This is a genomic window from Romboutsia sp. D33t1_170424_H2 (genome assembly GCF_015669105.1).
GTDB lineage: Bacteria > Bacillota > Clostridia > Peptostreptococcales > Peptostreptococcaceae > Romboutsia_C > Romboutsia_C hominis.
On record NZ_JADOZQ010000002.1, the window covers coordinates 31,081 to 55,437 of the forward strand.

Annotated in this window: 20 protein-coding genes; 16 read left to right on the plus strand and 4 right to left on the minus strand. The window is 27.3% G+C overall.

From position 1 onward, the window contains the following. Window positions 1–7 precede the first annotated feature (7 nt). Window positions 8–1,312, plus strand: coding sequence for a replicative DNA helicase (locus I4U66_RS03140; protein ID WP_195928471.1), 1,305 nt, complete (start codon window positions 8–10; stop codon window positions 1,310–1,312). A 38-nt stretch (window positions 1,313–1,350) separates the two neighbouring features. Here the strand turns inward: I4U66_RS03140 and I4U66_RS14985 are convergent, their stop codons facing one another. From I4U66_RS14985 to I4U66_RS03155, 3 genes are read right to left on the minus strand one after another with little or no spacing between them, the layout of a single operon-like run. Beyond that, window positions 1,351–1,500: a YvrJ family protein gene (locus I4U66_RS14985; RefSeq protein ID WP_092923898.1), complete on the minus strand. Its 150-nt coding sequence runs from the start codon at window positions 1,498–1,500 to the stop codon at window positions 1,351–1,353. Window positions 1,501–1,504: 4 nt separating this feature from the next. Beyond that, on the minus strand, window positions 1,505–1,732 hold the full coding sequence (locus I4U66_RS03150; RefSeq protein WP_195928472.1) for a DUF2922 domain-containing protein: 228 nt from the start codon (window positions 1,730–1,732) through the stop codon (window positions 1,505–1,507). 59 nt (window positions 1,733–1,791) lie between these two features. Next, window positions 1,792–2,016 (minus strand): DUF1659 domain-containing protein, encoded by a 225-nt coding sequence (locus I4U66_RS03155; protein WP_092923904.1) that lies wholly within the window; start codon window positions 2,014–2,016, stop codon window positions 1,792–1,794. A 182-nt stretch (window positions 2,017–2,198) separates the two neighbouring features. Here I4U66_RS03155 and I4U66_RS03160 point away from each other — a divergent pair, with 182 nt between their 5' ends. Both I4U66_RS03160 and I4U66_RS03165 read left to right on the plus strand, forming a co-directional pair. Beyond that, entirely contained in the window at window positions 2,199–2,477 is a 279-nt protein-coding gene (locus I4U66_RS03160) for a Mor transcription activator family protein (RefSeq protein WP_330383783.1), read from the plus strand. A 326-nt stretch (window positions 2,478–2,803) separates the two neighbouring features. Next, window positions 2,804–5,119, plus strand: coding sequence for a cell wall-binding repeat-containing protein (locus I4U66_RS03165; protein ID WP_195928473.1), 2,316 nt, complete (start codon window positions 2,804–2,806; stop codon window positions 5,117–5,119). A 308-nt stretch (window positions 5,120–5,427) separates the two neighbouring features. Here I4U66_RS03165 and I4U66_RS03170 read toward each other — a convergent pair whose 3' ends face one another. Then, window positions 5,428–5,625, minus strand: coding sequence for a hypothetical protein (locus I4U66_RS03170; protein ID WP_195928474.1), 198 nt, complete (start codon window positions 5,623–5,625; stop codon window positions 5,428–5,430). Window positions 5,626–6,168: 543 nt separating this feature from the next. On the opposite strand from I4U66_RS03170, the gene I4U66_RS03175 reads away from it, so the two are divergent. The 13 genes from I4U66_RS03175 (at window position 6,169) to I4U66_RS03245 (ending at window position 24,346) form a co-directional block, all read left to right on the plus strand. After that, window positions 6,169–6,654 carry an acyltransferase family protein gene (locus tag I4U66_RS03175; protein WP_271933001.1) on the plus strand — a complete coding sequence of 162 codons (486 nt, stop codon included), beginning with the start codon at window positions 6,169–6,171 and terminating at the stop codon, window positions 6,652–6,654. 416 nt (window positions 6,655–7,070) lie between these two features. Next, entirely contained in the window at window positions 7,071–7,685 is a 615-nt protein-coding gene (locus I4U66_RS03190; protein WP_195928475.1) for a DedA family protein, read from the plus strand. Window positions 7,686–8,251: 566 nt separating this feature from the next. After that, a complete protein-coding gene (locus I4U66_RS03195) occupies window positions 8,252–9,895 on the plus strand; it encodes an EAL domain-containing protein (protein ID WP_195928476.1) in 1,644 nt (547 codons plus the stop codon). Window positions 9,896–10,227: 332 nt separating this feature from the next. Continuing rightward, on the plus strand, window positions 10,228–12,570 hold the full coding sequence (secA, locus tag I4U66_RS03200; protein WP_195928477.1) for a preprotein translocase subunit SecA: 2,343 nt from the start codon (window positions 10,228–10,230) through the stop codon (window positions 12,568–12,570). Window positions 12,571–13,084: 514 nt separating this feature from the next. Further along, window positions 13,085–15,052, plus strand: a complete 1,968-nt coding sequence (locus I4U66_RS03205; RefSeq protein WP_195928478.1) for an N-acetylmuramoyl-L-alanine amidase — start codon at window positions 13,085–13,087, stop codon at window positions 15,050–15,052. Between the two features lie 197 nt (window positions 15,053–15,249). Further along, window positions 15,250–15,903 (plus strand): sugar transferase, encoded by a 654-nt coding sequence (locus I4U66_RS03210; RefSeq protein ID WP_408638361.1) that lies wholly within the window; start codon window positions 15,250–15,252, stop codon window positions 15,901–15,903. 79 nt (window positions 15,904–15,982) lie between these two features. Further along, window positions 15,983–17,017, plus strand: a complete 1,035-nt coding sequence (locus I4U66_RS03215) for a cell wall-binding repeat-containing protein (protein WP_195928479.1) — start codon at window positions 15,983–15,985, stop codon at window positions 17,015–17,017. A gap of 27 nt (window positions 17,018–17,044) precedes the next feature. After that, entirely contained in the window at window positions 17,045–18,583 is a 1,539-nt protein-coding gene (gene murJ, locus I4U66_RS03220; RefSeq protein ID WP_195237165.1) for a murein biosynthesis integral membrane protein MurJ, read from the plus strand. Window positions 18,584–18,636: 53 nt separating this feature from the next. Beyond that, the gene (locus I4U66_RS03225) at window positions 18,637–20,340 is read left to right on the plus strand and encodes a phospho-sugar mutase (RefSeq protein WP_195928480.1); all 1,704 of its coding nucleotides are present in this window, start codon (window positions 18,637–18,639) and stop codon (window positions 20,338–20,340) included. A 64-nt stretch (window positions 20,341–20,404) separates the two neighbouring features. After that, window positions 20,405–21,148, plus strand: coding sequence for a glycosyltransferase (locus I4U66_RS03230; protein WP_242871295.1), 744 nt, complete (start codon window positions 20,405–20,407; stop codon window positions 21,146–21,148). 2 nt (window positions 21,149–21,150) lie between these two features. Further along, window positions 21,151–22,296, plus strand: a complete 1,146-nt coding sequence (locus I4U66_RS03235; protein WP_092923945.1) for a polysaccharide polymerase — start codon at window positions 21,151–21,153, stop codon at window positions 22,294–22,296. 11 nt (window positions 22,297–22,307) lie between these two features. After that, window positions 22,308–23,147, plus strand: coding sequence for a glycosyltransferase family 2 protein (locus I4U66_RS03240; protein ID WP_092923948.1), 840 nt, complete (start codon window positions 22,308–22,310; stop codon window positions 23,145–23,147). A 20-nt stretch (window positions 23,148–23,167) separates the two neighbouring features. Further along, the gene (locus I4U66_RS03245; RefSeq protein ID WP_092923951.1) at window positions 23,168–24,346 is read left to right on the plus strand and encodes a CDP-glycerol glycerophosphotransferase family protein; all 1,179 of its coding nucleotides are present in this window, start codon (window positions 23,168–23,170) and stop codon (window positions 24,344–24,346) included. The last annotated feature ends 11 nt before the right edge of the window (window positions 24,347–24,357 follow it).

The window sequence follows — 24,357 nt, forward strand, 5'->3', positions numbered from 1 at the left end:
GGGATTTATGAAAAAGTTTGATGCTATTAATATAGAGCAAAGTATTATTGGGAGCTTGATAAGTGATAATACTTTAAATTTTAAGCTAGAAGAGTTATATGAGGATTTATTCACTATAAATATTCATAAGTATATTTTAAATGTTATGAAAGTTTTGTATAAAAATAATATGGCTATTGATATTCAAAGTGTATATACAAAACTTAAAGACAGAGATGTTAATATAGAGGTAAGTTATTTAACTGATATGGTAGCTATTGGAGAAAATTATTCTATAGATAGTCATATTAGAATTTTAAAGGACAAGTATTTAAGAAGAGAGATTATCAAAAATTGTACTAATCTTTTTCAAGACCTAGGCGATGATGAGGATATGGATTTGGTTGTATATAATTTTGAGAAAAGAATGAGGGAAATTTTAAATAAAAATACTCAAAACTATAATGATAGTGTTAAAGATATTTGTGAAAGGTTGCTTGATTATTTAGAAAATGATGGAGATATGGGAATAAAATTTGGTGTTGAATATTTGGATAATATTATAGGAGGGTTATTTAAAGGTGAGCTTACAACTATTGCTGCTAGAAGTGGTGTTGGTAAAACTGCTCTAGCTCTTCAGATTATGTTAAACTGTGTTTTTCAAAAGAAAAAGGTATTATTTATTAGTAGGGAAATGAGTAATGAGCAAGTTTTTATGAGAAATATTACAAAAAAAACTGGAATTAGCACTAAGAAAATGAAAAATAAACAATTAGAAGATGATGAGTGGAAATTGGTTATAGATACTTTTAAGGAGTACTCTAGTCAAAACTTAATGTATATAAATGATAAGATAAGTACTATTAGTGCATTAAAAAGAAGGATAAGAGAGTTAGAGCCAGATTTAGTTATTATAGATTATGTTCAGCTTATGAATGTTGAATCTACTATGCAAAATAGAGAAAGAGAAGTGGCTAGTTTATCTAGGGAGCTTAAAAATATAACTTTAGATTTTAATATACCTGTTATTCAGCTTAGTCAATTAAATGATGAGATGAAGGATTTTAGACCTTGGGGAGAGAGACCAATGAGAGATAGTAAGGCTATATTTCACGATAGTAACAATGTAGTATATATTCATGAGCCTGTTAATTCTGATTTTGAGGATGCTATAAAAGCTATAGGTACAAATAGAGATAAGGTTATAAATTCTAGGAAAAATGGAATAAAGCTAGTTGATTTAATAGTTGCAAAATGTAGAGATGGAGAAACTGGATATAGGCATTATTGCTACAATGGAAAAAGACTTCATTTTCAGTCTATTAATTATTAATGTTATTTAGTGGAGGAAAAATAAAAAGGAGCTATCCTCTATTTAGAGACAGCCCCTATATTTTTAGAGAGTTCACTAATACTATCTGTTAGTTTAGTTAGCTTTCCTTCTATTCTAACTAATAAATACATAGAAAGAGCAATAGGAAAGCCAACATTAGCAATCAGATTTTGCAAGTTTTCTTCCAACTAATTATACAACTAAGTCGTATTCAGTAGTATCAGTTTGAACTACCTTAGCATCTACTAAAGCAGCTAATTCCTCTCCATTTACAACAAATACACCTTTTGATAAAACTAAAGTCATAGCAGACTTTATCTCAGATTCAGTTAGATTTTCTCTAGGATCATCTACTGATAAAGAAATATTTTTTCCATTTGAAGTTTTAAAAGTCATTACAAGTTTCTTTTTTATTTCCATAATATATCCCCCTAATTTTAATAATTAAATTTTTAAAATAACATATAAAATAAGTAATTTTATTCTGATAAGGTATTAGTGTCTATTTTAGATACACTTAAAAGAGTATTAGATTGAAGTGATGAAATTGCTGCTGCAACATCATATACATCTTGGTCTAGTGCATCTGGTGATATATTAGCATAAGTTTTACTTTTAACTATGCTTTTTCCAGTCTCATCATCCTTTCCACAATCATATCTTAATTTAAGTCCTGATGGGTTTTTAGTTACTACTACTGCCATAATAATCCTCCTTATATTCTTAGCAATTAGCTAAGTTATTTTAGCAAGTTGCCTTGCTTATACTTATATAATAGGTGAGAAAAATTATATGTAGTTATAATGTAGGTTGACAACTTATGTAAGGGATATATGTTTCTCAAATACTTTTGTGGAAAGAGGTATTTAGTGACACTACTATATAAATAGAAGGAAAAAGTAAGGAAAATAATAAAAAACAGGAGGAAAGTATGATAAGGGAAGACTTAGAGGCTTTATATGAGTTAGTTGGTGAAGAAGTATATTTAGAGATATGCAAACTATATGGAGGTAACAGTTTATATGTTCCAACTTATAGTAGTGCTATAAGGGATAAAAGGAATGAAGAAATTATTAAAAGATTTAATGGAGTTAATGCATCTATATTAGCTAGGGAATATAAAATGAGCGTAAATCATATAAGAAGAATAGTTAAATGCGGTTAAGATTTAGAAAAATATTTGTGAATAATGTTTGAAATGATAAAGTTAGAAATTGAATCTTTTGTTCAAAAATGTAGTGATTTCAAATAAAAAGGGGAAAGGTGTCGAAAAAAGGGGATAGCTTTAGCTATGTAATGGCAGTATATAGAGAAATTAAAATGTAAAAAAATGGATTTGAATGTTAGAAAATGTCGAAAAAAGGGGGCTTCGCAAATTTGAAATATTGGCTAAAATCATTGAAATAAATATTTTCCTGGACTATGATTAATCTTGTGAGAGATACAAAGACCTGAGAGATGTTAAAATAACATAAATCGGAGGGAAATATTATGAAAAAAAGAAATATGGCTATAACAATAGCTGCAGTTAGTGCGGCAACTTCAGTAGCTCCAGCCTTAGCTTTTGCTGATACTTTAGATAATCAAGTAATAGCTTCTACTGATGCTAACGCAGTTAATCAATTAAAAGGGGAAATACAAGGATTTTTAAACACTAAGTATACTAACGAAGCAAATATGTTAAAGGATGTAACATATCAAAATTCAGAAAAACAAAATTTAACAAAAGCTGTAGCAGGACAATGTGTTTATACTATACAAGTAAAATGTGAGAACGCTAAAAATAACATATCTAACTTAACAGATATGGATCAATTAGATGTTGCTTTAGCACAACTAAATAATACAGATAATAGATTTTTAAATATAGAAGTAATAGATAATGGACATAACACAGTTAATGGACAAATAGTTAACTGGAAAGAAGGAAAATACACTCAAGAAGAGGTACAAGCTTTATTAAATACACCATTAGATAAAGAAGCTGCACAAAAAGCTCTAGCAACTGCACAACAAAATGCAACAAATGCAGCAAATGCAGTAACAGAGGCACAAGCTAAAAAAGCTGCAGCAGATAAGGCAGTAACAGAGGCAGCAGGTTCAGTTACAGAAGAACAAAAGAAAGCAGCAGCAGATGCAGCAACTGAATTAACAGCTGCACAAGCAGCAAAAACAGCAGCAGATAAGGCAGTAACAGATGCTCAAGCTGCAGTAGCTAAAGCTCAAAGTAATACAGGTATAGAAGATGTAACAAAAGTAGATGATAATACTGTATCATTAACATTAAAAAATAACAAAACTCCATTAGTTATAAAAACAGGAGATACTATACTTAACTTACAAGCTCCTATATATTCTCAAGATAAATCAGGAAGTTACTTAGATAAAGATGGACAAGTAATAGCTGGTGTAACAACTAATGAACAAGCTGCTACTAATGACAATACAGTAGTAACAGGATTTGAAGTTGCTAGAGAAAACTTACAAACAGCTCAAAATGGACAAGCAAGTGATTTTGAAGCTAATAGAAACTATGGTGTTGATTATAAAGCAGTTGCAACTACTAACTATAAAGCACAAGACTTATATGATTCTTCAATAGGTAGATTTACAGATGCAGGAAATCAATTATATAAATTTATACAAGACTACAATGCAATAAAAACTCCAGCAGGAAATGCTACTATAGGTGATGTTACAAACGGTACATTAACTATAACATTCCCAGTAGACAAAACTAAAGAGATGACTGGTGCTGCTAGTGTAGCTACAAATGAAGCTGATGGTGCATTTGCTAAAACAGTTATATCAGGAAGTAATAATGATTTAAATGCATTAAAACAAGCATTAACTAGCAATGCTCCAATAAAAACATTAGCTGGTGCTGATAGATATGATACAGCTGTACAAGTAAGTAAAGCTGCATTTACAGCTAATAACTCAGCACAAAATGTTGTTTTAGTTTCAGGAACTGCCTTAGCTGATGGATTAACAGCTACTCCATTTGCTGCAAGTAAAAACGCTCCAATATTATTAACAGGAAAAGATAAAGTTAATGATAAGACTATGGCAGAAATAGCAAGAGTATTACCAGCTAATGGAGCTAAAAACGTATATGTTATAGGTGGAGAAAACACTATATCTAAATCTGTTGAAACTCAATTAAAAGCTAAAGGATATACTGTAACTAGAATACAAGGTGACGATAGATACCAAACATCTTTAGCAATAGCTAAAGTTATGGAACCAACATTAAATGGAGACATATATGTTGCTGGTGGATATGCAGAACCAGATGCTATGAGTATAGCACCGATCGCTGCTAGAAAAGGAGCTACTAATCCAATATTATTAGCTAATGATAAAACTGGATTAAGTACAGATCAAATAAATTATATATCAGGAAATAAGGCTGCTAAATCATATATAATAGGTGGTGCTGATAGAGCTCCAGAATCTATAAAAACTCAATTAAAAGATGCTGGTATGACTAATGCTACAGAAAGATTATCAGGTGCTGATAGACAAGGAACTAATGCTGCAGTTATAAAAGAATTTGCTACAGCTGATAATATGAAAAACTTATATGTTGCTAAATCAGATAACCAAGGATTAGTTGATGCTTTATCTGCAGGTGTATTAGCTGGTCAAACTAATTCTCCAGTAGTATTAGCAACTAATGCTGTAAATGCTGAGCAACAATCAGTAATAAAAGCTAAAAACCCAACTATAACAAATAAGACTCAAATAGGTGAAGGTATAGCTGCTCAAGTTTGGTCAACTATAAATAACTTATTCACAAAATAGTATTTGTTTAATATAATTTCATCAATCTTCCTAAAAGAGTATAGACGAAAGTCTATACTCTTTTTAAAGTTGCTTATAGTTAACTTATTTAAGTATAAAACTAGTATAATAGCCATAGCAGCTATTATCGTAATATTTCATGTAGTTACAAGCACATTTAGATGATGGAAAACTTCTTTGAAATAATGAAACAAGAAATGTATTAAAAATTATAGAATTGAATAAGAATTAAAGATTGCATAAAGTAAAAATACTGGAATGAAAATTCATTCCAGTATAAAGTTCAATTTTGTGTATTAGTACAATAACTAAATAGAGATCTTTTTATTATCAAAATCATCCAACTGCCCATAAGCACAACAAAGCAACAAATAAAGCTCCTTTTTCCTATCAGCATCCACATTATCATCAACAAAAACCCTACTAGCTAAATTTATCATCTTATCATAGCTATTAGAGTACGACCCTTCAACATCTTTGTCCATAAAAATATCATTAAAAAACATAATAATCCCCCTGTTATAAAACTATATAAAATAAATTAAAATCTCAAATAGAAATTCCTATCTATAAATAATTGTATCACAATATGGAAACAAATGGTAAAAAAATTAAAACAAATGTTTGGTAAAAACAATCACTCATTCCTAGTAAATGATATATAGATACATTAAAAAACAATCTATTGATATATATAGCATTTATAGTTTGTGCTGAAATAAATATTTAAAAGATTAGACATAAAAACTTTAAATAAAGCAAAAAGGCAAAAGTAAAAAATAGTGAAAAACATGGAAAATTATGTTGAAATGATTTTAGTATCTAATAATTACTAGAGTAGATGTTAATATGATTTGAGAAAATCAAAAATTTCAAATAAATTGTAATTAATTATGGATATAACAATAATAGTTATATCCTTTTTATTTGCTTATACAGATACTTATATAAATTAAGGTTGGAATTTAAATATATTCTAAGCTATTCAATAAGGCAACGTAAATTAAGGTACAGGAAAAATTATAGGAGGTTAAGAATATAGGATAATTATGAGGGATGAAAAATTAGATATATATAGGGGTTTAATTATGATGTATATCATTGGATTTATACATACATTATATTGGTTTCCGAATTTTGGAACTAAAATTAAATCCTTATTTCTTTTTGAGATGGCAGTTGTATTTTTTATAACTGGAGCAAGTTATTCATTAAGTAATAAAAAATCATATGGTAAATATATTATCTCAAGGATACCTAGAATATTAATACCATATTTTATATTTATAATACTATTTAATATTTTTATGCATGGAATTGTTGGATTTAATTTAATAAATGCTAATATAATGACTATACATTTTGGTTTTGCAATAATAATATTATTAGCACATTTTTGTAAGAATATTAAAAGTGAAAATATAAAAAGTGTAAATTTATTTTTAATTATAGTTTTGACTACAGTGATATTAAGTAATGGGCAAGGTTTTATAAAAATATTTAACTTAGGTGTACAAATGTTACCTAGACTATAAATTTAACAACAGAGAGATATTTAGGTCTTGGAAAAAGAAAGAGATAAATACTTTAAAAAGTAGTGCAAGTGATCATAGAAAGATACTTAAAGATTATAATGAAGAAATAATAAATCAAATGATTATGGTAGTTCAAAGTTGTACAATAGTTTGATATGCGCTTTATTCTGCGAGTAATATAGATAATCCTAATATGATATTTACAACTGTATTTGTAATATATGGTATTTTTAGACACAATTATATTATTAATACCAGTGATGAAGGAAAACCAACAGATGTGGTATTAAGTGATACTAGTTTAAAAATAGATGTTTTGTTATGGGTAGTAACATGAATTATTATATTATTATTCTAGTATATAATTTTCATGATAAATAATATAAGGGGAAATAAATTTAATGTAATTAAAGTTATTGATAGAAGAGTTTATAATAAATTATGGACTCATAAGTATTTTTATAATAGTAGCCCTTGAATATGCAAATGCTCCCTTACCTAGTGAGATAGTATTACCGTTTGTAGGAATACTAGCATTTAAATTTGATATGAATATATTTTTAGTTATACTAGTATCAATAATCGGTGGAGTATTTGGATCAGTATTAAATTATTATTTAGGATACAAATTAGGGCAACCACTATTATCATTTATAAAAAATAAATATCCAAAAACTAAAAAATCTATAAAAGCATCGTATAGATGGTTAGCAAAATATGAAAAAATATCTGTTATGTTATCAAGATTAGTTCCATTAGCTAGAACTTTTATATCTATAGTAGCAGGTGTTACTAGAATGAATGTATGGCAGTTTACATTGTATTCTGCAATTGGAATATCTGTATGGAATATAGTTCTTATATTAGTTGGCTATTTTATAGGAGATAATATGGATTTAATTGTTAATATAATGAATAAGTACTCTCTAGTAGTAGGAATAATAGGTATTTTAGTAATAGGTTTTTATTGGATAACATTAAAAAATAGAAAAGAAAAAGATAGTGATAAATATATAAATCAAGAAGTATAATCATATCCTTTTACTTGCATATTATATTTGTTTCTATATTTTGTATGGTAAATAATATTAAAGTAATAGCAGAAGGTGTTTAAAATAAAGAGTAAGTAGATATTTTAAAGAATATAGATAATGATAATGTATTTAGATAATGATATTTTTATGCTCAGCCTCAGAGTAAAGGAAATATAAAATTAATAATATGTATAAAAAATATAATAGATAGTAGTAAAAGGGTGGTTTGTAAAAGCCATCCTTTTTTAGATAAACAATGTAAAAAAAATAGAACGAGCACAAAGGCAAGAAAAATACTAAAACATACAAAAAAATACAAAAAATACAAATAATATCAAAAAAGTGTTGAAATTTTGTAGAAAAGCATATATAAATATATAAATAAAATAATTTTAAAATTAAATTAAATTAAATAAAAATATTTGAATGATAGAATAATTTTGAATTGAGATTAATAAAATGTTATTTAACTAAAAATTTAAAATAGGAAATAGTATTAAATTTAAAAATGCAAGGAACTTAATTATAAAGTAGTATTTGAAACTTAGAGGGGAGAACTGAATGTGATAAAAAATAAGTTTTATAAAATCTTAATAGTAAATATATTACTTGTAATAGTTGCATTAAATTGCAGTATTTTATATGCCAATGAAAAAGATATAACCATAAAGTTAGGGGTATATAATTATGAACCATATTTTTATATTAAAGATGGAGAAGTTAAAGGGTATTATAAAGATATTTTAGATAAGATTATTCATGATGTTAATAAAAATAGTACTAGTAATAAAAAGATAAAGGTTGAATATGTAAAAGGAAAGGTATCTTCATTAATCAAAGATTTAGAAGAAGGTAAAATAGACATTATGATGGACCTTCAGTATACAAAGGAAAGAAAAGATAAGTTTATTTATTCTAAAAATTATATTGGAGTAGAGAGAATATCAATTTACACTTATAAAGATTCTGAACCTGAAGATATAAAATATCTAGACAAAAAAAAGGTTGCTTTTATAAAAGAAGAATATGGATCACAATGGTTATTAGATTGTTTACAATCATATAATATAAATCCTATACCTATATGGGTAAATGATTATAAAGAAGCATTACAAAAGTTAGATGACAAATCTGTAGTGGCAACAATTTCCCCATCAGACGAAAATAAACTTGATAGATACAACGAAATTCAGCAGTTTTTATCAGGTCCTGTATATATAGCAGCATCAAAGGATAATAGATGGATTATAGATAAAATTGATAACACTATAGACAATTATACTAAAGAAGAGAAAGAGGAATTAGAAAAGATATATTTTAAATACTTTCACAATAAAATTGCAAAGAAAGAAGTTTTATTATATATAATATCCTCAATATTTATATTATTTATATTAATAAAATATATAATACCAGCTAAAAAGAAAAATAATCTAAGAAAAAAAATAAAAGATGACTTAATAAAAGATAGATATACAGTTTATTATCAACCAATAGTTAATCCTAAAAATGATAAAATTGTAGGATTTGAAGCTTTAATTAGATATATAAATCCTGAAGGCAAAATAGTACCACCACATTTATTTATAAATGATATTGAAAATAGTAATATGACTGAGGAGTTATCAATATGGGTGTTTAAAACCATATTAAGAGATTATGAGTGGTTTAAATTAAACACAAATCTAAAGGATGAAAAGTTCTATATTTCTATGAACATATCTTTTAATGAGATAAAAAGCAAAAAATTCTTACAAACAGTCAATTTTATAATTGAAATGGATGAGAGTTTTGAGAGTAAAAAGATTGTATTTGAAGTTGTTGAAAATATAGAATCAGAGAATTTAAAAGAAATAAAAAAAGGTATGGAGTTTTTACAAACTAAAAATATAAAAATAGCTTCAGATGATTTTGGCATTAAATATTCAAATCTAGATATATTATCCAAATTTAATTTTGACATGGTAAAAATAGATAAATATTTTATAGATGAGATTAAAAATAACGAATTTAATCATGAGGTTATAATGTTTTTAAGTAAGATATGCAAGCAATATAACAAAAGTATAGTATTAGAAGGTGTTGAAGATAAAGAACAAGTAGACATTATAAAAAACATAGACTACGATAATATATTTATACAAGGATATTTTTATGCAAAGCCTCAGAGAAAAGAGGATATAGATTTGATTAAAATAAGGAAATAACAAAAAGTTAATAAAACAACAATATAAAGCGAAAAGGAGCAGACATTGTCTGCTCCTTTTCAGTGTGAGAAATACTTGAAAAAAGAGATGTTTTAAATTTTTCAAGTATTTACATTATATACCACCTAAACATATATGTCTATATAAAAACTAAAATATATAATATAAAAATTATTAAAAAATAAAATGAGGTATGTAATTAATAGTTTTTACTTATATTAAGTAATTTTGGGATATATGGTATAATAAGGTTATAAATTAAAAAAACTAGTGATAAAAATGTATGTAACTAGACGAATTCTATTGAATATTAGGGGAGGCAGTAAAAATATATGTCAATTTTAGATAGATTAGTCAGTAAAGCTGATGAAAATGAAATAAAATCATTAAATAAAATTATAGATCAAATCGATAGCCTTGAAGAAAGTATGATAGGCTTAAGTGATGAACAATTAAAGGGAAAAACTAAAGAATTCAAGGAAAGGTTAAAATTAGGCGAAACATTAGATGATATATTAGTAGAAGCTTTTGCAGTATGTCGCGAGGCATCAAAGAGAGTTTTAGGTATGCGTCAATATAGAGTTCAGCTAATAGGTGGTATAGTTCTTCACCAGGGTAAAATAGCTGAGATGAGAACAGGAGAAGGTAAGACATTAGTTGCAGTAGCACCAGTATATTTAAATGCTCTAGAAGGCAAAGGGGTACATGTAATTACTGTAAATGATTATCTTGCTAAGCGTGATAAAGAAATCATGCAACCTGTGTATGAGTTTTTAGGTATGAGTGTAGGGGTTATACTTGCAAACCAAGATCCATCTGAAAGAAAAGCACAGTATAATTGTGATATAACATATGGTACTAACAATGAGTATGGATTTGATTATCTAAGAGATAATATGGTAACTAATAATGAAGAAAAAGTACAAAGAGAATTAAACTTTACTATTATAGATGAGGTGGATTCTATACTTATAGATGAAGCTAGAACACCGCTTATAATATCTGGTACTGGAGATGAAAGTAATAAGCTATACGAATTAGCAAATGCTTTTGTTAAGACCTTAATAGAAGAAGATTATGAGATAGAAGAAAAAGATAACACTATATCACTTAGTGATAGTGGTATGACTAAGGCTGAGAAATTCTTTGGTATAGAAAACTTAACTAACATAGAAAATATAGAAATATATCATCATATTAACCAAGCACTAAGAGCTCATAAGTTAATGGATAAAGATGTTGATTATGTAGTTAGAGATAATGAAATAATGATAGTTGATGAGTTTACTGGAAGAATAATGGATGGAAGAAGATATTCAGAAGGACTTCACCAAGCTATAGAAGCTAAAGAAGGTGTTGAGATAAAAAGAGAATCAAAAACACTAGCAACAGTAACATTCCAAAACTTCTTTAGAATGTATAAAAAACTTTCAGGTATGACTGGTACTGCAAAAACAGAAGAAGGTGAGTTTGAATCAACATACAATATGAATGTTGTTACAATACCTACAAACAAACCAATTCTTAGAGCTGATTTAAATGATTTAGTATTTAAGACAGAAGAAGACAAATATAATGCAGTAGTTAATGAAATAGAAAGAATACATAAAACTGGACAACCTGTATTAGTTGGTACTGTTTCTATAGATAAATCAGAATATTTATCTTCTTTACTTAAGAAAAAAGGTATAAAGCATGAAGTATTAAATGCTAAAAATCATGAAAAAGAAGCTGAGATAGTTAAAAATGCAGGGAAATTAAATGCAGTTACAATAGCTACAAACATGGCAGGTCGTGGTACAGATATATCTTTAGGAGCAGAAGATAAAGAAGAAGAAGTTAAGGTTAAAGAACTTGGAGGTCTTTATGTAATAGGTACAGAAAGACATGAAACAAGAAGAATAGATAATCAGCTAAGAGGACGTTCTGGTCGTCAAGGAGACCCAGGTACTTCAAGATTCTTTGTTAGTTTAGAAGATGAAGTTATAAAACTATACGGTGGAAGAAGTATAGAAAAAATAGCTAAAAAAATTACTCCAAATAAAGATGGCTCATTAGAAGGAAAGAGCTTATCTAAAGCAGTAGAAAGAGCTCAAAGAGGAATAGAAGGTAAAAACTTTGAAATAAGAAAAAACGTAATAAAATACGATGATGTTATAAATGAGCAAAGAAAAGTAATATATTCTGAAAGAAACAAAGTCCTAGATAAAGATGATTTAAGCGAATCAATACAAAATATGGTAAAAGATATAATAGAAGAAACTGCACAAAGATATTTAAGACATCAAAAGGATTACTATGGATTCTTAAATAGTCTAAATGCTAGTTTTATGCCAAAAGAATCTTTAATAATACCTGGTATGGACAAAATGACAGTTGAAGAAACAATTGATTACACTTATGATTTATCTAAGAGAGTGTATGACCTAAAGAAAATAATGATAGGGCCAGATAAGCTTAAAGAATTAGAAAGAAAAGTATTATTAGAAGTCGTGGATACTAACTGGATAGATCACATAGATACAATGGATCAGTTAAGACAAGTTATAGGGCTTTCGGCTATTGGTCAAAAAGACCCAGTTAAAGAATACACTATTCAAGGTTATGAAATGTTTGAAGATTTAAATAGAACAATAAGAATTGAAACTGTAAAATATTTATATAAATTTAACTAATTTGCTAATTCCCCTAAGATATAATTTTTTATATATTAGGGGAATTTTATTTTTATATTATAAAAGTAAAGAGGTCATAGACTAAGTCTATGACCTCTTTTATGTGAGAAATACGGAAAAAAGAGATGTTAGAAATTTCTTTCTTCCTAAGACAATTATACTATAACTTATTTTAAAAGTCGAGTGAATAAGTAAATATTTATGTTAGTTAATTACAAAAATGTAACAAAATATCATTAAATAAATTACTTAAATAAATCGAGAAAATAAATTAATTTATTAATTATCCTACTTTTATTAATATAAAAATATAATTATAAAATTTATAAATATACGATAAATTAGAAAAAAAATTGAACAAATTTGAAAGTTTGATAAGTTAGTAAAAGTGTGTAAAAAATTGTAAATTTCAACGTTGTTATGATATAATGTTACATATTGAGTAAAATTTGGAGAATTTTTGCTTTACAAAATTTGGAGAGAATATTAATTAAGTAAATTTGGAGGAATATTAATGAAGAAGAGAAGAAAGATGTTGTCAACAGGAATAATGGCAACTATGTTAGCTGTGCCAACAATGGCTTTTGCTAACGAAACTAATGTTAACAGTTCAGATATAAATATAAACTTAGAAAAAAGAAGTGTTATATATGGAGACACTTCAAAAATAAGCATATCTTTTAAAGAAGACTTAAAAGCAAATAGCATAACTTTAAATTATTTATGTTATGACCAAACTTTAAGTACAACATTAAATTACAATCCACAAACTAAATCTTATGAGGGAACTATAAATTTCAATATAGACCCAGAATATTTAAATGTTTGGCAAATTGAAAATATAGTAGTAAATAGTGATGAAAATGCACAAACTTTAGATAAGTCTAAATTAAAAGAAATGGGATTAAACTTAGACGATTACAAAATAACTCAAGAATATATAGTATCAGATTTACCTAGCATGGCAAACTATATACAAAGAACTTCATCACCTGTTAAAAAGCTTGTAGGAAGCGATAATTTTGAAACAGCGGCTAAGATAAGTCAAGAAGGATGGAAAAATGGAAGCAACAAGTTAGTTGTAATAAATGGAGATAAAGTAGCTGATGGTATAACTGCAACACCACTTGCTGCAGTACACAATGCACCAATATTAACAGTTGGCCAAAATAATATACCAGATGTTATAAAAAATGAAATAAAGCGTTTAAATCCAAGTGAAATAATAATAGTAGGTGGAACAAATACTATAACAACATCAGTACAAAATCAATTAGCAGGAATAAACAATGCTAGAATTAGTCGTATTGGTGGAGTAGATAGACACGATACATCTTTAAAAATAGCACAAGCTATGGATAATCAATATGATGTTCAAACAGTCTATTTAGCAGAAGGATTTAAAGGAGATATAGATGCTGTATCTATAGCAACAAAAGCAGGTCAAGATAAGCAACCAGTAATATTAACAGAAAAATACAAAGTTCCAACTGCTACTTATAACTGGTTAAAAAATGAAGGATTAAAAAATGCTTATTTTATAGGTGGACCAGAAACATTAGATACTAAGGTTATAGACCAAATAGCAGATATAACTAATGTAGCTAGTGGACAAAGTGTATATAAAAATAGAGTATATGGTGCAGATAGAAATGAAACTAACGCAAAAGTTATATCAAAATTCTATCCACAAGCAAATTTAAATGCTATGTTAGTAGCAAGATCTGATAAGCTTACAGATGCATTAGTAGCAGGACCACTTGGAGTAAAATTAGGTTCACCAGTACTTATAACTCCACAAACATATTTATCAAAATACCATGAAGCAAACTTAGATGCTAAAAATGCAGATATGGTTTATCAAATAGGTGATGGAATGAGACAAAGCGTTATAGATGATATAGCTTATAGATTATCACCTCATAATGCTGGTAGTAAAACTGTAGTTGTTGACCCAGGTCACGGTGGATCTGACCCAGGAACTAGTAATTTAGAAAAAGATTATACGTTAGATACATCATTATCAACAACAGAATACCTAAGATCAAAAAATGTTAATGTAGTTCTAACAAGAGATACTGATAAATATATAACTCTAGCAGAAAGATCTAGCATATCAAATGCAATGGGTGCAGATTTATTTGTAAGTGTTCATTTTAACTCTTTTAATGGACAAGCAAGTGGTTCAGAAGTTTACTACAAATATAAAGACAGAAATGGTGGAACTAGTAAAACACTAGCTACTAATATATTAAATAGTATACTAAGCAAGTTTGACTTTAAAAACAGAGGAGTAAAAACTAGAACAACTGATAGTGGTCAAGATTACTATTCTGTAATAAGAAGAACTGATGCACCAGCTGTAATAGTTGAAAGTGCATTCTTAGATAACTCTAGTGATTTATCTAAATTAAATACATTAGAAAAAAGAAAGACTTTAGGTGTTCAAATAGGTAAAGGAATAGAACAAACTTTAAAGTAAAAATTTAGTCGAAAAATTTAAGAAAATAAGCAAAAGTATTGAAATATCAAGAATAATTTGAACTAATAAGCATTTATTTTATTGATTAACTACAAAATATTGAGTATAATATAAAAATGAGTCGAATTATATTTTATGCAAAATAACAATATATGGAGGCATAATATATGGATGATTATACTAGTGAGGGAAATGAAATGAATGTAACTACTTATAATAGTGAAAAAGAGCAATTATTCAACGATATCGATTACAGCTTAGTTAAAGGTTCAGTATTATTTAGCGTATATCAAAGAAGTTTAGATATAGTACTATCTTTAATTGGATTACTAGTAGGTGTGCCTATAATGATCATATTTGGTATCCTTATAAAGTTAGAAGATAAAGGGCCAATGACTTATAAGCAAGAAAGAATGGGCAAAGGTGGTAAGAGATTTTATATATATAAATTAAGATCTATGAGAACTGATGCTGAAAAATTTGGTGCTAAGTGGGCGGAAAAAGATGACCCAAGAATCACTAAAGTTGGACGTTTCATCAGAAAAACTAGAATTGATGAAATACCTCAACTATTTAACATACTTAAAGGTGATATGAGTATAATAGGTCCAAGACCTGAAAGACCGTCTTTTACTATTGAGTTTAATGAATACATTCCTGGATTTATAAATAGATTAGCGATAAAACCTGGTCTTACAGGATGGGCTCAAGTAAATGGTGGTTACGATATTACTCCAGAAGAAAAGTTGGTAGAAGATTTATACTATATAAGAAATAGAAGCATACTACTAGATATGAAAATACTTCTTAAAACTGTTAAGGTCGTACTAACAGGTGATGGAGCTAGATAATTTAAAACTTAGATTATTAACCTAAAAAGCTCTTTTTTAAAGAGCTTTTTTTAAATTATAAAAAAGATAGGAGGTTAACATGATAAAGAAAAAAATTCTAACTTTATTGGTAGGCTTTATGTTTGCTACTACATATATAGATGTATATGCAGACTCTAATTATAAAAAGACACTTATAAATGGAGATAACAAGCAAATATCTATGGAGCTTAATAAAAGTTATTTTAAAAAAGCTGATGAAGCAATAATTATAAATGAAAACGCAGGAGTAGATGCTATAAGTGCAACTCCATTAGCATACTTAAAAGATGCGCCTATTATAGCTGTAGATGGAAAAAAAATTAGTAATGATATACTTAATTATATTAAAGAATTAGAAGTTAAAGACGTAACTATAATCGGAGGCGTTAAAAATGTTTCAAAATCTGCTGAAAAACAATTACATGATATGGGAATAAATATTAATAGAATTCATGGAGAAAACAGATATGAAACCTCTCAAAGTATAGCTGAAGAAATGGGAAAAGAAAAAGATATATCAAATGTTGTAGTTATAAGCAATACTGCAGGTCTTGAAAATGCCATAGCAATATCTAATTTTGCTTGTAAAAAGAATGCTCCAATAATTTGGGCAGATGATAACTCTTTTAGAGATACTTCAGATTTTGTTGAAGAGCAAGAATATGATAATGTTTATGCAGTTGGAAATTCAGCTAGATTTACTTATGCAAGTAAAAATGAAATGAACAATGTTAAAATAATAAAAGAAATGAGTAGATATGAAACCAACATAGATACTATAAAAGAAAATAATAAAAATTTAGATACGATTTATACAGTTAATATTGATTATGGGAACCGTGCAGATATAAGTAAATATGTATCATTACCAGTAGTGGCAGCAAAGGAAGATATACCTATATTAGTTTGTAACGATAACTTTACATACCCTCAAGAAGAATTTATTAAAAAAAATGTAGATAAAGTAATAGAGGTTGGAGAAGCAGTAGAACCTTATAGTATTATCGATACATTAAAAAATAAATCGTTTATAAGAGTTTATATAATAATTTTAGCTATGATAGCAATTCTTATAAGAGGAGTTAAAGCCTAGTATATATACAAGTAAGGAGATTTAAAAATGTCAAAAACAGCTAAGGCAACTTTATGGATTATGATAGGTACTATGCTTTCTAAAATATTAGGATTTTTTAGAGAGATTGTACTAGCTAATTTCTATGGTACGAGTGCACATACTGATGTATTTTTAGTAACACTAAATATACCAGGTCTTATAATAGCAGTAATAGGATCGGCTATTGCAACTATGTATATACCAGTATATATTTCAACCAAAGAAAAACATGGTGAAGAAGAAGCTCTAAAGTTTACCAATAATATGTTAAATATTTGTTGTGTAATCGCAATTATAATAGCCATATTAGGATTATTATTTACAAAAGAGTTTATAGATGTACTTGCAGGTGGATTTACTGGTGCAAAATTTGATACAGCAGTCAAATTTACTAGAATAATGATGCCAGGAGTTATTTTCTTAAGTGCTAGTAAATTACTTAGCTCATATTTACAAGCTAATGATAAGTTTACAGTACCAGCGTTAATAGGTATACCTTATAATCTTATAATTATATTAGCAATAGTAGTAAGTACATTTACTGATTTTAAATTCTTAGCAATAGGTGCACTATTAGCAATGGCAAGTCAAATGATATTCCAAATACCTTTTGCATTTAAAAGTTCATATAGGTATAAACCATATTTCAATTTAAAAGAAGAAAATATAAAAGAACTATCTGCATTAGTATTACCTATGCTTATAGGAGTTGCAATAGGTCAATTAAACATAGCAGTAGATAGAGCATTAGCTACTACATTAGGAGACGGACCATTATCTGCTTTAAACTTTGCATCAAGATTAAATGACTTTGTAATGGCGTTATTTGTTGCCTCAATTATAACTGTTATATACCCAAAACTTTCTAGATTATCTAATGGAAATAATAAAGAAGGTTTTGTAAGCACTATTGTAAAAACTTCAAATTGTATAACATTAATTGTACTTCCAATATCAGTTGGAGCAATAGTACTTGCAGAACCAATAGTAAGGATACTTTTCCAAAGAGGAGCATTTGATGCAACATCAACACATATGACTTCTATTGCACTAAAATTATATTCATTAGGATTAATAGCAGTAGCAATTAGAGATGTACTTATAAGAGCATTTTATTCTTTAGCGGATACGAAAACACCAATGATAAATGGTAGTATAGCCTTACTAATAAATATAGTACTTAACTTTATACTTATAAAGTTCTTAGGATACGCAGGACTAGCACTATCAACAAGTATTGCATCCATAGTAACAGTACTACTTTTATTTAGATCTCTAAAGAAAAAGCAAGGATATTTTGGAGGAGATAAGATAGCAAAAACAGGTATAAAGAGCTTAATAGCTTCTATAATTATGGGTGGAATAACTATAGTCTCATATAAGTACCTATATGCATTTATAGGAACTAGTAAAATAGAAGAAATAATAGCAGTTGCCTTATCTGTTTTAATAGGAGCAATAGTTTATGCAGCATTAATAGTACTATTTAAAGTAGATGAAGTTAAATTAGTATTTGATATAATAAAGAAGACTATAAAAAGATAAAAGGTAGTCGTAAATAACATATAAGAAGATGGACATAAAGAGAGGTCAGTATTATGGACTACAAATTAGCATATAAAAACTGGATAAATTGTTCTTACTTTGATGAAGAAACAAAAAATGAGTTAAGAGCAATAGAAAATGATGAAAAAGAAATACAAGAAAGATTTTATAAAAACTTGGAATTTGGAACTGGTGGACTAAGAGGTATAATAGGTGCTGGTACAAATAGAATAAACATATATACAATAAGAAGAGCTACTCTAGGAGTTGCTAATTATATACTAAAAAATATGGGAGAAGAAGGTGCTAAAAAAGGAGTAGTAATAGCTCATGATAGTAGATTTATGTCTAGAGAATTTACATTAGAAGCAGCTAAAACTTTAGCAGCTTGTAATATAAAAACATATATATTTGATGAGTTAAGACCGACTCCAGAACTTTCTTTTGCAGTAAGATATTTAAACTGTTCAATTGGAATAGTAATAACAGCTAGCCACAATCCAAAAGAATACAACGGTTATAAGGTGTATGGTCCAGATGGTGGACAAGTTTGTATAGATATGGCAAATGATATAATAGCTGAAGTTAATAAAATAGAAGATTATAGCACTATAAAAGCTATGGATTTTGATAAAGCTGTAAATGAAAAATTAATAGTAGAACTAAATGGTGATGTAGATACTGCTTTTATAGATGCAGTTAAAAAGCAAGTTTTAAGACAAGACATAATAAATGAATATGGAAAAGATTTAAAAGTAATATTTACACCAATACACGGTACAGGAAACAAACCAGTAAGAAGAGCTTTAAAAGAAGTTGGTTTTGAAAATGTTAAAGTAGTAAAGGAACAAGAAAAGCCAGATTCTAATTTCTCTACAGTAACATATCCAAATCCAGAAGAAAAATCAGTATTTAATATAGCAATAGAAATGGCTAAAAAAGATGGTGCTGATTTAATACTTGGGACAGACCCAGACTGCGATAGAGTTGGTGTAGTAGTTAAAGATACCAATGGAGAGTATTTTGTATTAAATGGTAACCAAACAGGTTCATTATTAGTTAGGTATATAATTGAAAGTTTAGTTGATAAAAACAAATTACCATCTAATCCAACAATAATAAAAACAATAGTAACATCAGAACTTGGAGCAGAAATAGCTAAGCATTACAATGTTGATTGTTTAAATACATTAACAGGATTCAAATTCATAGGAGAAAAAATGAGTGAATTTGAACAAACTAATGAAAAGACGTTCATAATGGGATATGAAGAAAGTTATGGATACTTAATAGGAACTCATGCAAGAGATAAAGATGCGGTTGTAGCGTCTCTTATGATATGTGAAATGGCAGCTTATTATAAGTCAAAGGAAATGAGTTTATATGAAGCTTTAATAGATACATACGAAAAGTTTGGATACTATAAAGAAGCTTTAAAATCCCTAACTTTAAAAGGCATAGAAGGTATAGAGAAGATTAAAGAAATAATAAACTATTTCAGAACTAGCAATATAAAAGAAATAGCTAATATAAAGATAGACAAAATTCTAGATTACAAAGAAGGTATAGATGATTTACCAAAAGCTGATGTACTTAAGTTTATATTAGAAGATAAAACATGGATAGCAGTAAGACCATCAGGAACAGAGCCTAAAATTAAGTTCTATGTTGGAGTAAATTCAGATAGCCATAAAAAATCAGATAAGAAAATTGAAGATATAATGAATGCTATAAGCACATTAGTGGAATCGATATAATTTAATAAAATAAAAACTTAAAATGTTAGGGATTAATCTCTAACATTTTAAGTGTATAAAAGGAGTGATAGAATTGATACCAAAGAAAATCCATTATGTTTGGATAGGTGGACCTAAAGGAAACATAGAGAATATATGTATAAATTCTTGGAGAGAAAAAATGCCAGACTATGAAATAGTAGAATGGAATGAGCATAATGTTGATATAGAAAAAGCCATAAAAGGGAAAAAATTCTTAGAAATATGTTATGAAAAGAAATTATGGGCTTTTATATCAGATTATTTAAGAATAAAGGCTCTTTATGAACAAGGAGGTCTTTATATGGATACTGATATGCAAGTATTAAAAGATATAACGCCTTTACTTGAAAAGAGTGATATATTACTTGGGTATGAGTGCGAAAAATATATAAATGGAGCAATAATAGGTTCTACAAAAGGACACAAGTTCTTAAAAGAATTGCTTGATTTCTATGAAGAAGATATTATGAATGTAGATTTTTATACAATTCCTAGAATAATAACTTACATATTAGAGAATAAATATGAAAAAATAGATAGAAATAAATTTAGTGATAATATAGCAGTATACAATGAAGAATTTTTCTATCCATTTAGTTATAAAGAAGATTTTTATTATGACTGTATAACAGAAAATACTTATAGTATACATTGGTGGGGAAAAAGTTGGGCTAAGAAAAGAAGTTACTTCTTAGAGAGTAAACACTTAAAAGGAGTAGACAAACTTGTTAAGTGTGCAAAAATATTTGCAAGTAATACTTTACTAAGTATTAAAAGGAGAAGATAATTATGCTTGAAAGATTAGAGAAATTTCATATAAAGGAGATATTATTTACTTTAGCTTTAATAGCTATAATATCTAGAAAATATATAATGACATTTGCAAATAGAGTAGTAAATACAGGTCCATTAGGTTCACTTTTATTTTATGGTTCTATGGCTATACTAGGGCTTATGTTTTTTATGGATTTTAAGAAAAATATAACAGAAATAATCTTAGTGCTAATATCATCAGTAATATATGTATTTAATGGAGAAGGAGCTATATTGGTGCTAGTGCTTCTAGCAATAGCTGGAAAGAAAATATGTGATAAATATATAGCTAAGAATTATTTAATTATATCGACTATATTATTGATAATTACTCTTATTGTATTTAATGCATTTCCATGGCTACAAACTAATAGTGAAGTTCACTATAAATATATAAAGTTTTTAAATATATTCATACCTAGATTAGATTTTGGTCTTGGAAATCCTAACTTCTTATACTTATTTATGGTTCCAATATACGTGGCATATATATTTTTAAGATTTAAAAATTATAATAATATTGATAGAATAATTATGTTTGGTTCTATACTTTTTATATACTCTATAACTTATAGTAGAACAGGATGCTACTCATTATTAGGAGGGCTAATATTTGTTGAGATAATGAAAAGAATTGATATACAAAACAATAAGATATTATCAAATCTTTTTAAGGTTACTCCAATTTTATTAACTATTATAAGTGTAGCAATAGGTACTATACTTACAGACAATGTTTTATTAAATAAATTATTATCAAGTAGACCAAAACTTTGGAATGTATATTTACATCAACAAGGTAATTTCTTAAGTTTATTTGGTAATAAATATAGCAAAACTACCATAGCATTAAATGCTCTAGATAGTTCATATGTGTATATATTATGTACACTTGGAGTTATAGGATGTGCATTTTTAATGTTTTTATTATATCATGGTATAGACAGTTTTATAAAAAAATCTAAAAAAGAGTACTTAGTAGTAGTATTTATATTCTTAATGTATGGATTTACAGAAAATATGCTTGTAAACTCAGCATTTAGTTTTGGGATAGTGCTTTTAGTAAAGGAACTTATATTAGAAGACAAATTTAGATTTATATTTGACAAAATAAGGAGATAGGAGAATTTAATATGCTAGTATCATTAATAATGCCAACTTTAAATAGATATGATGAAATATATTTATTAATGGATAGTTTAAAAAGACAAACTTATAAAAATTTTGAATTGATAGTAATAGACCAAAATAAAAATGATAAAGTTAAAGAAATAATAGATAACTATGTTAATGACATGGATATAAAATACGTAAAAAGTGATAAGCCAGGATTAAGCTTAAATAGAAATATAGGTATTGATATGGCTAAGGGTCAAGTAATAGGATTTCCAGATGATGACTGTGCCTATGAAGATGACACTTTAGAAACAGTAGTAAACTTTTTCAAAGAAAACGAAGACTATAGATTATTTAGTTGCAAAACTATGGACTTTAATAAAGTTGATTATTTTAAAAAGATGTATGATGGTGAGTGTGAAATAACAACTACTAATATAATGGATACATTAACATCTATAACATTTTTCATAAACTTTAAAAATGATAAGTATACTAAATTTGATGAAAAGCTAGGTGTAGGTGGGATATTTGGTTCAGGAGAAGAAATAGACTATGTACTAGATCTAATGAACAAAGGATATAAAGGAAGATATTTTGGTGAGAAGATAATATTCCACCCAGCAAAAAAGCATTCTAAATCTAAGGAAAAATACCAAAGAGACTTTAACTATGGTAGAGGATTTGGAGCACTTTGTAAAAAGGAAATAGTTTATAGAAAAAACTATAAATTTATAAAAGTAATGGGATATAAAATAATAAGAAATATTGGTGGTATCATATTAAATAAAGATAGAGACTATCATGATGCTACTATAAAGGGCAGAATAGAAGGATTTAGACAATACAAATTGTAAAAATACGATGAGGTAAATTTATGAACAAAATAAAGATACTAATGAACATGGTTGTGGCTGCAGCAATATACCCATTTAAAAAATCTAATTTCAAAGGAAAAAATATTTGGTTAATTGGTGGACATGCAGGTGATATATATGATGATAACTCAAAGTTTTTATATGAATATATACTAAAAAATCATAAAGAAATAGATATTTATTGGGTGATAGATGAAAGTAGTAAGGTAAAGAATAAAATACCAGGCAAAAAGCTTATAAAAGGAAGCGTAGAAAATTATTTATATTATTACAATGCACAAGCAATAATATTCTCGCATGCACCATCAGCAGATATAGCACCATATAACTTTGCAGTACCTGTGCTAAATAGATTCCACAAAAAAACATTTAAAGTGTTTTTAAATCATGGAGCTATAAGCTTTAAAAAGAGAAAGCCTATGAATGCAAAGCTTAAAAAATTAATAGATGAATTAATGAAAAGCTACAATATGGCAACAGCAATATCTGATTTTGAAAGAAACATAATGGTAAATGAGTGGATGATGGATGATGAAGCTGTTTGTGTTTTAGGTAGCGCAAGACAGGACAACCTTCCACTAAATAAAGAAGCTAAAAGTAAAGACATATTGTATATGCCAACTTGGAGAGATTGGATAAAATTTGGTGAAGGTAAATTTACTGACACAGAATATTTTAAAAATATAATGATGTTTTTAAATGATGAAAGATTAAACAATGTGCTTGATGAAAAAAATGTAAATATTAAGTTTTATATGCACCATTTAATGCACGAATTTATAGATGATGTAAAATCCAATATAACAGGTAAAAGAATAGTATTTTTAGATAAAGATGTAACAGTAGCAGATGAAATAACATCTTCAATAGCTAATATAACAGATTATTCTGGAGTGGCGATGGACTTTTTATATATGAATAGACCGATACTTTTCTACCAATTTGACGTAGATAAGTATAAAAAAGAGGTAGATTCATATATAGATCTAGATAATGAAATGTTTGGATACCTAGCATACAATAAGGACCAAGCAGTTGATGAATTAATAAAATTAATAGAAAGCAATTTTGAAGTTAAAAAAGACCAAGAAGATGCTAGAAATAAATTCTTTGCATATAATGATAATCAAAATTGTGAAAGAATTTATAACTGTATAATAAAGAAATTAAACAAATAATATAAAAGTAT